Source organism: Alicyclobacillus fructus, from assembly GCF_017329605.1.
Lineage (GTDB): Bacteria > Bacillota > Bacilli > Alicyclobacillales > Alicyclobacillaceae > Alicyclobacillus > Alicyclobacillus fructus.
In genome coordinates this window covers 84,617-95,449 of the sequence record NZ_JAFMTY010000011.1, presented here as the reverse complement: position 1 = coordinate 95,449, position 10,833 = coordinate 84,617, and the positions used below count along the sequence as shown (strand labels likewise).

Below are 10,833 nucleotides of genomic sequence, written 5' to 3'. Positions count from 1 at the left end.
CCAGGATCAAACTCTCAATCCAAACAGCTTATCCTGACTTCGTGGTCGTCAAGACTCACGGGCTTGGTGGTCTTGTGTGTTTAGTTTTCAAGGAGCGACTCCGCGGCATCCCGCGGTTTTTCGCGCCGCCTCGCGGGCGGCGAGAATGATACTATCACCCCTGCCCCCTGCCTGTCAAGCGGGATCGCGAGAAAAAATATCGCGAGAAAAAATCAAGATCAAACAGAATAACGACAACGGAAACCCGTTCCTTTAAATCACGAGCGTGGCGCTTGATATTCCCTCGCGATCCTCTGCTCAAGCGTCTCCTTCTGTCTCCTCCTGCTGAGGCTAGGTTCCGCGCATCGCAAGCCACGCTCGCACGTGCGACATATCGCGTCCAGCGCGTTCCATCTCCCTCACCCTCTGTTCGAGCATCGTGAACAGGACGCCTCGAAGTCGCTTGGCTGTGGACTCCAGCATTTCGTCCACGCTCATCCTGCCGATGTTTGCCTCACGAGTCAGGGACTCAACCCAGTCCAAGAACTGCTGCATGTCCTGGCGGACCTTTTGATCTTCGAAAATACCCAACCATTCAGGAGGATACTGCTTTCGGAATTCTGGATCCCCAAGGAGATCATCGAAAGTCCCACCCTTCACCGCACTCCCCCTTTCCACACCATTCGCGTCACCCCTTTGTCTTCACGCGAGCCAATCGTGGGGCAGAAGCTCTCCGAGCCTGACGATCACGCCCGACGCCACCATCACCTCGGCTTCTCGGTTATCGGGATGGAGCTGCCGGATGAATTCCCGACACCGCCCGCACGGTGGCAGGATCCGGCCGTCCCGTCCCACCGCCACCATGCGGACGACGCGGTTTTCCCCGGCCGTGATCATGGCCGCCGCAGCCGCGTGTTCAGCGCAGAAGCCGAGCGAGCACGCCGTGTCGATGCACACGCCCACGTACACGTGCCCCCGATCCGTCTCGAGCGCCGCGGCCACCGATCCCGCCGTCGCCTCTGGCGAGAGTTGGCGAATTCCATGCACGGATCGGGCTCTGGCGATGAGCTCATCAAACGTCATCGGCGCGCCTCCATCCCTTGGCCGAAGGTGAATCCGTTTTCTCGACGATCACGGCCGAACCCTCGCCCGGGAGAACCCGGGTGATTTACCTGAAAAACTGCGTCCACCCGCTCGTCACGGCGAAGCCCAGGCGACGATAAATGCCTCCCGCGTTCGGGTTGTCGTAGTAGAGGCAAAGCGTCTTTCCGCGCTCATCAAAGACATCGCATAATTTGGCCACGCACCTTGTGGCATACCCAAGCCCGCGGTAGAGCGGACGTGTGCAGACGCCCACCACCATCGCGGTCCAAGTGTTCTCCGCGACAACGCTCGCCGAGGCTGCCATTTCGCCCCGTTCGCCGGGAACGTAAAAGCAGAGCGTATCGCCCGCCTCAAACGACTGTCGCAAGGAGAGCTCCGTCGTTTGGCTGTTTGCGAACTCCGCGATGCTCTTGCGCAGTTGCCACAGCTGGCCGACGTGATCGACCGTGGCCTGGCGGACGACGGATGTGTCCACGAAGGGCCTCGGCGCATGCGGAGGCCTTTCCGCAAACGCAAATTCGCGCACCTGCCTGGGCTGAAAGCCGCCCACATCCTGCAAGAGGCTGAGCGACACCGAATCCCCCTGGATCATGCTCCAAGCCGTGTTGGATTGAAGCACACGCACCACTTCCTCGACGGCATCCGGGCCCTCGGTGGAAAAAATATAACTTCCGTAGAACCTCAGCAGGACGGCGGTCACGCACCCATCGGACAGATACCCATACACCTCTTGAAACGGCGCGTCATAGCCGTACCGCTCAATGTCGCCCGTGAGAAACGTGTGAAGCGCCGGCCGTTTCGACAAGTAGGCGACGACGCGGTCGTGATCGGACGCTGTCAGCCTTCGAAACATGCAGTCACTCTCCTGCCCTCGACCAGCGCCTCACGGCCTCATTTCTCTTTCACGATCGCGTTGACCACAATGAAGCAAAGCCCCACGAACGTCGCGAAGGCGAGAAACATCGCGCTCGTGTGCACGAGAAAGTCCCAGAACGCGTTCTGCACCGAAACCGCCTCCTCACTGGCATCGTAACAGACGGGCGCGCCTCAATCCAGCGCGCCCCATGCGATCACGTCTCCGAATCGTCGTCCTCCGTGATCACGCGGCTGACGGAGGCCACCTCCACGCCTTCGTCGACGTTGATGAGCCGCACGCCCTGCGTGTTCCGGCTCAGCGTCGACACATCGCGCACGTGGATGCGGATGGCGACCCCGGCCTGCGTGACGATCATGATGTCGTCCTCGGGCGTCACCATACACATCTCGATGGCGTGGCCGTTCTTCGGCGTGCAGTTGAGCGTCTTGATGCCCTTTCCGCCGCGCGACTGCGCGCGATATTCGCTCACCGGCGTCCGTTTGCCATAACCGCGGGACGTCACCACGAGCACGTCGTGATCGTCCTCGGCGACATCCATCGCAATGACCTCGTCGCCGTCGCCGAGCGAGATGCCTTTCACACCCGTGGCGGCCCGGCCCATCGGGCGGACGTCGGTCTCCGGGAAGCGAATGGCGAGCCCCTGACGCGTGACCATCATGATCTCCTTCGTGCCGTCCGTCAGCTTCACGCCGACGAGATCGTCGTCGTCGCGGAGGTTGATGGCGATAAGCCCGTTCTTGCGCACATTCGAGTATTCGGCAAGCGGCGTCTTCTTCACGATGCCTTGGCGGGTCGCGAAGAACAGGTACTTGTTGCCGATCTCGGCCGGATCGAGCGACTTCACCGGGATCATCGCGGTGACCTTCTCACCCTGCTCGATGTTCAACAGGTTGACGATCGGCGTTCCGCGCGCCTGCCGGCTGAACTCGGGCACGTCGTAGGCCTTGATGGCGTACATGCGGCCGCGGTTCGTGAAGAAGAGCAGGTAATCGTGCGTCGAGGTGACGTGCAGCCCGGTCACGAAGTCTTCCTCGTGCGCGTTGATGAGCGTCATCCCCCGGCCCCCGCGGCGCTGGCTGTGATAGGTGGACAGCGGCAGCCGCTTGATGTAGCCGCGGTGCGTGATGGTGATCACGACGTCATGCACCGGGATGAGATCCTCCTCGCTGATCTCGCCCTCGGCGTTCACGATACGCGTGCGGCGCTCGTCGCCAAACCGCTCCCTGATCTCGAGGATCTCCTGGCGGATCACGCCGTCCAAGAGCTTCGGATCCGCGAGGATGGCCTTGAGCTCGGCGATGCGCTGGAGGAGCTCCTGATACTCCGCCTCGATCTTCTCCCGCTCCAGGCCCGTGAGCCGCTGCAAGCGCATGTCGAGGATGGCCTGCGCCTGCTCCTCGGAAAGGCCGAAGGTGGACATGAGCCCCTGCCTCGCCTCGTCGACCGTCTGCGATCTCCGGATGAGCGCGATGACCTCGTCCAGGTGATCGAGCGCGATGCGAAGTCCCTCGAGGATGTGCGCCCGCGCTTCGGCTTTGGCGAGATCGTACTGCGTCCGGCGGCGGACCACGTCGCGCTGGTGATTCAGGTAGTGCTCAAGGGTCTCGCGGAGCGTCAGCACCTTCGGCTCGCCGTTGACGAGCGCCAGGTTGATGACGCCGAAGCTCGTCTGCAGGGCCGTGTGCTTAAACAGGTTGTTCAGCACGACCTGGGGCCGCACATCGCGGCGCAGCTCGATCACGACGCGCATGCCGCGCCGGTCGCTCTCGTCTCGCAGGTCGGTGATGCCGTCGATCTTCTTCTCCCGCGCAAGCTCCGCGATCTTCTCGACGATGCGCGCCTTGTTCTGCTGATACGGGATCTCCGTCACCACGATGCGCGTCTTCCCGCCCGACAACTCCTCAAAGTGCGTCACCGCGCGCACGGTGATGGATCCGCGCCCGGTCTCGTAGGCCTTGCGGATGCCTTCGCGGCCGAGGATGACGCCGCCCGTCGGGAAATCCGGTCCCTTGATGACGGTCATCAGGTCGTCGAGCGTGGCGTTTGGGTTGTCGATGAGCATGACCACGCCGTCGATGACTTCGCGCAGATTGTGGGGCGGGATGTTCGTCGCCATGCCGACGGCGATGCCGCTCGACCCGTTGACGAGCAGGTTCGGAAAGCGGGACGGAAGAACGACCGGCTCCTCTTCCTGCTCGTCGTAGTTGGGGATGAAGTCGACCGTCTCCTTGTTGATGTCCCGCAACAGTTCGAGCGCAATTGCGGACATGCGCGACTCCGTGTACCGCATCGCCGCGGCCGCGTCGCCGTCGATGGAGCCGAAATTCCCATGGCCGTCGATGAGCGGATAGCGGGTCGAGAAGTCCTGGGCGAGGCGCACGAGGGCCTCGTACACCGCCGCGTCGCCGTGCGGGTGGAACTTACCCAGCACGTCGCCGACGATGCGCGACGACTTCTTGTACGGCTTGTCCGGCGTCATGCCCGCTTCGTACATGGCGTAGAGGATGCGGCGATGGACCGGCTTCAGGCCGTCGCGCACGTCCGGGATCGCCCGGGCGACAATGACGCTCATCGCGTAGTCGAGAAACGAATTGCGCAGCTCCTGGCTGATGTCCACCGGCAAAATGCCGCGAGAGCTGCTCTCGTCTGCCATCTGTTTCACCTCTCATCGTGTTCCACCCGCGCGCGGATCGGTGCGCCGGCGTGGGAGCATCAGACGTCCAGATTGCGGACAAACCGCGCGTGCTCAGCGATAAAGTCGCGCCGCGGCTCGACCTTGTCCCCCATGAGGATGCTGAAGATCATGTCCGCGTCCATCGCGTCCTCCATGGTGACGCGGAGCAGGGTGCGCGACTCGGGATCCATCGTCGTCTCCCAAAGCTGATCCGCGTTCATCTCGCCGAGCCCCTTGTACCGCTGCAGCCGCACGCCCTCGCGGCCCATCTCCTGCAGGATCTGCTCGAGCTGCGCGTCCGAGTACGCATACCGCACGACCTTGCCCTTCTCGATCTTGTAGAGCGGCGGCTGGGCGATGTAGATATAGCCCGCATCGATGAGCGGCCGCATGAACCGATAGAACAGCGTCAGCAGCAGGATGCGGATGTGGCTGCCGTCGTGATCGGCATCCGTCATGATGACAATCTTGTGATAGCGGGCCTTGGAAATGTCGAAGTCGTCGCCAATGCCGGTGCCGCACGCCGTGATGATGGCGCGGATCTCCTCGTTCGCCAACACCTTGTCCAAGCGCGCCTTCTCGACGTTGATGATCTTCCCTCGGAGCGGAAGAATGGCCTGCGTCTGCGGATCTCGCCCCATCTTGGCCGATCCGCCCGCGGAATCGCCCTCCACCAGGAACAGCTCCGATCGCTCCGGATCTTTCGAGCTACAATCGGTCAATTTCCCGGGCAGGCTCGTCACGTCCATCTTCTTGCTCCGCGTGAGTTCCCGCGCGCGCCGCGCCGCTTCTCGCGCTCTCGCGGCGAGAATGCACTTGTCGACGATCTTCCGGGCGACGGACGGGTTCTCCTCGAGGAACGTCTGCATCTTTTCGGCGAACAGCGTCTCCACGATGCCGCGCACCTCGCTGTTGCCGAGCTTCGTCTTGGTCTGCCCCTCGAACTGCGGTTCCGGCACCTTCACGCTCACGACGGCGGTCAGCCCCTCGCGGACGTCGTCGCCCGTCATGCTGTTGTCGTTCGATTTCAGAAAGCCGTATCGCCGGGCGTAATCGTTGATCACGCGCGTCAGCGCGCTCTTGAAGCCTGCCTCGTGCGTGCCGCCTTCCGCCGTGTTGATGTTGTTCGCAAACGAGTACACCGTTGCGGCGTAGCCGTCGTTGTACTGGAGCGCGATCTCGACCGCGACGTCGTCCTTCACCGCAGACACGTAAATGGGATCCTCAAACAGCACGTCCTTCGACTGATTCAGCCAGCGGACGAACTCGGCCACGCCGCCGTCGTACTTGAAGACGGCCCGCTTGCCGCCCTCGCGCTCGTCCTCAAACACGATTTCGAGGCCCGCATTCAGAAAGGCGAGCTCGCGCAGGCGGTTCATGAGCGTCTCCGCCGAGAAGACCGTCGTTTCCGTGAAAATCTCGGGATCCGGCTTGAAGGAGACCTTCGTCCCCGTCTTGTCCGTGGTGCCGATGATCTTCAGGTCATAGAGCGGCGTGCCGCGCTCATACTCCTGCACGTAGATGTGGCCGTCGCGGTGCACCTCCACCCGCATCCACGTCGAGAGCGCGTTCACCACGGACGCGCCCACGCCGTGCAGACCCCCTGACACCTTGTACCCTTTGCCACCGAACTTGCCGCCGGCGTGCAGCGTGGTCAACACCGTCTCCACAGCCGGACGGCCGGTCTTCGGGTGAATGCCGACGGGAAACCCGGCCCCGTTGTCTATGACACTCACGCTGTTATCCGGATGAACCTGGACCACAATCCGAGTGCATCGGCCCGCAAGCGCTTCGTCCACCGCGTTGTCGACGATCTCCCAGACGAGGTGGTGCAACCCCTTTGCGCTCGTGGAACCGATATACATGCCGGGCCGCTTTCGCACGGCCTGCAGACCTTCCAGGACCTCAATCTGCGACTCGTCGTACACCTGTTCGGGTATTCTATCCGCCAAAGAAGTTCCCTCCGCCTCCAGAAAGACAACAAAAAGCCGCTCGGCGTCCATCTCACAAGGATCGCCGAGTTTTCCGGGCTTCAGACGCGTTCTTCGGCTATTATACCAGAACAAACCCGAAACAGCCGGTAGTCGCCGTCGAGCTCCTGGCCAAGCCGATTCAGGCTGGTGGTGGTGATGACGGTCTGCACCTTGCGGCTCATCCCAACCACCAGATTCCGCTGACGGAGATCGTCGAGCTCAGACAACACGTCGTCGAGCAGCAAGACCGGATACTCGCCCATCTCCTCGTGCATGAAGTCGATCTCGGCAAGCCGAAGCGACAGCGCGATGGTCCGCTGCTGGCCCTGGCTGGCCGCGGCGTGCACCTCCCGCCCGTCGAGAAAGAGCAGCATATCGTCCCGGTGCGGGCCAACGCCCGTCGTGCCCAGGCGCAGATCTTGAGAGCGATGCCTCGCAAGCGCCGCTTCCATCGCCTCCGCCATCTCCTCGACCGTCATCCCCGCTTCGATCCCGCCCACAGAACTCCGGTACGCCAGGTCGAACGTCTCGCGGCCGCTTGCGATATCGGTGTAGATACGGGCGGCGTACGCGCGCAGCTTCTGCAAGAACCGCAGCCGCCTGTGGATCACGTGGGCCCCATGGACCGCAATTTGCCGATCAAAGGTCGCGAGAATCTCGTCATCGTTGGACGCCTGGTTCTCTTTGAGCCAGCGGTTTCGCTGCAGGAGCGCGCGGTTGTAGTGGCTGAGATGGTGGAGATACAACGGTTCCATCTGGCCGAGTTCCGTGTCCAAAAAACGGCGCCGCACGCGGGGACTCCCCTTCACCAAATCGAGATCCTCGGGCGCAAACAGCACCACCTGCACCTGACCCACGAACTCGGTCATCCGTCCCACCTGAACGCCGTTCGCATGGGCTCGTCGCCCCTCCGGGCCGAGTTCCAGCGTCAGCCGGCGGTCACCATACCGCGTGGAGGCCTGCAGGCTGATGCGCGCGCGTTCCTGTTCCCAGCGGATGAGATCGCGATCCCGATGCGCCCTGTGCGATTTCCCGACGGCAATGAGCAGCATCGCTTCCAGGACGTTGGTCTTCCCCTGGCCGTTTTCCCCGACGAGGACGTTCACCCCAGGCGACAGCTCGATTTCGGCTCGGGCATAATTGCGAAAATCGATCAGTTCAATGCGGCGGATGTTCATCCGTTTCTGTCACCACGCGATACACCGTGCCCTCCACCTCGATCTCGTCGCCCGCGTACAACTTCCGCCCTCGCCGCGCCTCGGGAAGCCCGTTGACGCGGACGCGGCCTTCCGCCAGAAACGACTTGACCTCGCCGCCCGAAGCCACCAGCCGGACTTTTTTCAACAACTGCCCCAGTGTGATGTGATCGCCTTGAATGTGAATGTCCATCAGGACCTCCAGAGAATGGGCGAGATGAGTTGCAACATCGACGGATCGCCGCTTCGCTCAATCACAAACGCCTGATTCGCGCCGTTGAATCGAATGGCGATCTCTGCCGCGTCGAGCGCGCGCACCGCCTCGATCACGTAGCGCCCATTGAACGCAATCTGCAGATCCTCCCCCTCCTTGCGCAGAGCGTGGAGCGTCTCCGACACGTTGCCGACCTCGGGCGAATGAGATGTGACCGTGATGGTGTCTCCGGTGACCTCGAGCCGGACCATGTGGTTGTCCTTGTCGCGGGCGATGAGGGCCGCGCGATCGATGGCGGAGAGAAACGCATCCCCTTCGACCACCACTTCCGTGCGCGCAGATCGCGGGATGAGCCGCGAGGTGTCCGGATACGTGCCCTCGAGAAGCCTGGTGTAAAACCGCGTCGGGCCAATCACAAAAAGCCCGTGGCTCGGCGTCAGCACCATGTCCACCTGCGTGTCGTCTTCCGGCAGGATCTTGGACAGCTCGGCGAGCGACTTCGCCGGAATCACCACCTGGCGCTCGGGCAGATGATCGTGTGGGACGCGATGCTGCGCAAGGCGTAGGCCGTCGGTCGCGATGAACGTGAGATGCGTCGAATCGGAGGTGATGGAGACCCCGGTCAGCACGGGGCGCACCTCAGAGGTGGCTGCCGCAAACACCGTCGATTCGATGAGCCGACCCAGGGTTCGCGCTGGGATCTGCATGCTCTCATAGCCCATGAAGTTCGGCAGCTCGGGGAACTCCTCCGCGTCGATCCCGTGGAGGTGAAATTCTACACTCGATGCCGAGATCTCCGTCATATAGTTGGCGTCGACCCGCATATGGATGTCTGTGTCCGGGAGCTTGCGGACGATGTCGCCAAAGTAGCGCGCCGGCAACACGATGGCACCTGTCTGTTGCACGCGCAATCCGGTTTCCTCGGTGGCTTTCACACGCGTCTGGATGGCGAGCTCTAAATCGTAAGCCGTTGCGACGATCTCGTCCTCATGCACTTCGATCAGGATCCCCATCAGCACTTGTTTGGGGGTTCGGACCGCGACGGCCTTGGAGACAATCTGCAGCGCGTTGGCAAGCGCCTGTTTGTGCAGTGAGAATTCCATGCGTCGACTCCCTTCCGTGTGCAGCTGGGCATACGATGGCGGACCGCCAGTCCGGATCAGGAGGAGAAGTAGGAAGGATCCTGATCGTCATGATCATGATCAGCGCGGTGGATTTGTGGACAACCCCTCGATCCGGCCGCGAAATTCATGCACAGCCTGTTGACAACTCTGTGGATAAGTCCTGCAATTCGCGCTGTCCACCTGTGGACAATGTGTGACCTACGTGAGGGTTCGAATCGCTTGGCTCAGTCGATCGATGGTTGCGCGCAAATCATCGTCTCGCATCATCTCCTCGTGCACCCGTTCACACGCGTGCATGACCGTCGTGTGATCCCGTCCGCCGAAGGCTTCTCCAATGCGCGGAAGGGAAAGATCCGTCAGTTCGCGGGTGAGGTACATCGCGATTTGTCGCGGAAAGGCGATGTTGCGCGTGCGCTTCTTTCCCTTCAAATCGTCGACCTTGAGCCCATAGTGATCGGCGACGACCTTTTGAACGTGACTCACGGTGACCGCCCGCGGCCGGTTGGGATGAATCAGATCTTTCAAGGCCTCCTCGGCCAGGGCCACGCTGAGGTCGTCCTTCACCAGGGAGGAGTAGGCGATGACGCGGGTGAGCGCCCCCTCGAGCTCGCGGATGTTCGAGTCAATCTGGTTTGCGATGAACGCGAGCACGTCCACCGGCACGTCCAACCCATCCGCTTTGGCCTTCCGCTGCAGGATGGCGATGCGCGTCTCGAGATCCGGCGGCTGAATATCGGTGATGAGTCCCCACTCAAACCGAGAGCGGAGCCGATCTTCGAGGGTCGGAATCTCGCGCGGCGGCCGGTCGCTGGAGATGACGATCTGTTTTCCTACCTCGTGAAGGCTGTTGAAGGTGTGGAAGAATTCTTCCTGCGTCTGTTCCTTGTTGGCGATGAACTGAATGTCGTCAATCAAGAGCACGTCCACCGTGCGGTAACGGGCGCGAAACGAGTCCGGGTTCTTGTCGCGAATGGCCGCGATGAACTCGTTGGTGAACCGCTCGGAGGATATGTAGCTGACTTTGAAATTCGGGTGATGTTGACGGACATAGTGCCCGATGGCGTGCATGAGATGCGTCTTGCCGAGTCCGACGCCTCCGTAGATGAACAGCGGGTTGTAAGCGTTGGCCGGCCGTTCGGCGACCGCAAGGCACGCCGCATGTGCGAATCGGTTCCCTGCGCCAATGACGAATGAGTCAAAGGTGTAGCGAGGATTGAGATTGGATTCGCCCTCGTCTTCCGGCGCCACGGCGGGTTCCGGCGGGCGGCGAACAAGGACGGTGGGAACCTGCGCGTCGTCCTCGGTGACAAAACGCACGCGGTATTCGCGCTCCATCACGTTCATCATGAGCGTTTCAACGAGGGCGGTGTAGTGTTCGGACAGCCAGTTGCGTACGAACGCAGAGGGCGCGGAGATGTAGACCGTCTGGTCCGACTCATCGATTTTGACGATGTGGGTGTCCTCAAACCAGGTGCTGTACGTCGGTCCGGAGACCTTCTCCTGCACCAGCTGGAGGACCTGATTCCACAACGAATCGTAGGTCGGATCGAGTTTGGTACTCATCACGAATGGTTCCCCCTAGTGTTGAAAAAACTGTCCACAGCACGCGGGAGTATGACGCACGATAGGAAGTCCGGGTTGTCGTCGGTGTCACCTGTGGACTTGTGAAAAGTGAAAATCCACATGTGCAGA

9 protein-coding genes are annotated in these 10,833 nt (G+C 61.7%); all 9 read right to left on the bottom strand.

The genetic code is table 11. The features are described 5' to 3' along the window. Positions 1 to 330: 330 nt before the first annotated feature. Entirely contained in the window at positions 331 to 639 is a 309-nt protein-coding gene (locus J3481_RS07585) for a hypothetical protein (protein WP_206831345.1), read from the bottom strand. A 42-nt stretch (positions 640 to 681) separates the two neighbouring features. Continuing rightward, positions 682 to 1,062, bottom strand: a complete 381-nt coding sequence (locus J3481_RS07580) for a cytidine deaminase family protein (protein WP_206831344.1) — start codon at positions 1,060 to 1,062, stop codon at positions 682 to 684. 85 nt (positions 1,063 to 1,147) lie between these two features. Then, a complete protein-coding gene (locus J3481_RS07575; RefSeq protein ID WP_206831343.1) occupies positions 1,148 to 1,936 on the bottom strand; it encodes a GNAT family N-acetyltransferase in 789 nt (262 codons plus the stop codon). 217 nt (positions 1,937 to 2,153) lie between these two features. Beyond that, positions 2,154 to 4,613, bottom strand: coding sequence for a DNA gyrase subunit A (gene gyrA / locus J3481_RS07570; RefSeq protein WP_206831342.1), 2,460 nt, complete (start codon positions 4,611 to 4,613; stop codon positions 2,154 to 2,156). 59 nt (positions 4,614 to 4,672) lie between these two features. Then, positions 4,673 to 6,586, bottom strand: a complete 1,914-nt coding sequence (gene gyrB / locus J3481_RS07565) for a DNA topoisomerase (ATP-hydrolyzing) subunit B (protein ID WP_206831341.1) — start codon at positions 6,584 to 6,586, stop codon at positions 4,673 to 4,675. Between the two features lie 80 nt (positions 6,587 to 6,666). After that, positions 6,667 to 7,785: a DNA replication/repair protein RecF gene (recF, locus tag J3481_RS07560; protein ID WP_206831340.1), complete on the bottom strand. Its 1,119-nt coding sequence runs from the start codon at positions 7,783 to 7,785 to the stop codon at positions 6,667 to 6,669. Further along, positions 7,766 to 7,996, bottom strand: a complete 231-nt coding sequence (gene yaaA, locus J3481_RS07555) for a S4 domain-containing protein YaaA (RefSeq protein ID WP_206831339.1) — start codon at positions 7,994 to 7,996, stop codon at positions 7,766 to 7,768. Before yaaA ends, recF begins: the two co-directional genes overlap by 20 nt. Next, positions 7,996 to 9,120 (bottom strand): DNA polymerase III subunit beta, encoded by a 1,125-nt coding sequence (dnaN, locus tag J3481_RS07550; RefSeq protein WP_206831338.1) that lies wholly within the window; start codon positions 9,118 to 9,120, stop codon positions 7,996 to 7,998. The genes yaaA and dnaN overlap by 1 nt, the downstream gene beginning before the upstream one ends. Before the next feature lie 219 nt (positions 9,121 to 9,339). Then, on the bottom strand, positions 9,340 to 10,707 hold the full coding sequence (gene dnaA / locus J3481_RS07545) for a chromosomal replication initiator protein DnaA (RefSeq protein WP_328702067.1): 1,368 nt from the start codon (positions 10,705 to 10,707) through the stop codon (positions 9,340 to 9,342). Positions 10,708 to 10,833: the final 126 nt, after the last annotated feature.

Bases quoted from the DNA above. Each gene is read 5' to 3' on its own strand.
- yaaA (WP_206831339.1), bottom strand. From the start codon at position 7,996: ATGGACATTCACATTCAAGGCGATCACATCACACTGGGGCAGTTGTTG.
- recF (WP_206831340.1), bottom strand. From the start codon at position 7,785: ATGAACATCCGCCGCATTGAACTGATCGATTTTCGCAATTATGCCCGA.
- gyrA (WP_206831342.1), bottom strand. From the start codon at position 4,613: ATGGCAGACGAGAGCAGCTCTCGCGGCATTTTGCCGGTGGACATCAGC.
- J3481_RS07575 (WP_206831343.1), bottom strand. From the start codon at position 1,936: ATGTTTCGAAGGCTGACAGCGTCCGATCACGACCGCGTCGTCGCCTAC.
- dnaN (WP_206831338.1), bottom strand. From the start codon at position 9,120: ATGGAATTCTCACTGCACAAACAGGCGCTTGCCAACGCGCTGCAGATT.
- J3481_RS07580 (WP_206831344.1), bottom strand. From the start codon at position 1,062: ATGACGTTTGATGAGCTCATCGCCAGAGCCCGATCCGTGCATGGAATT.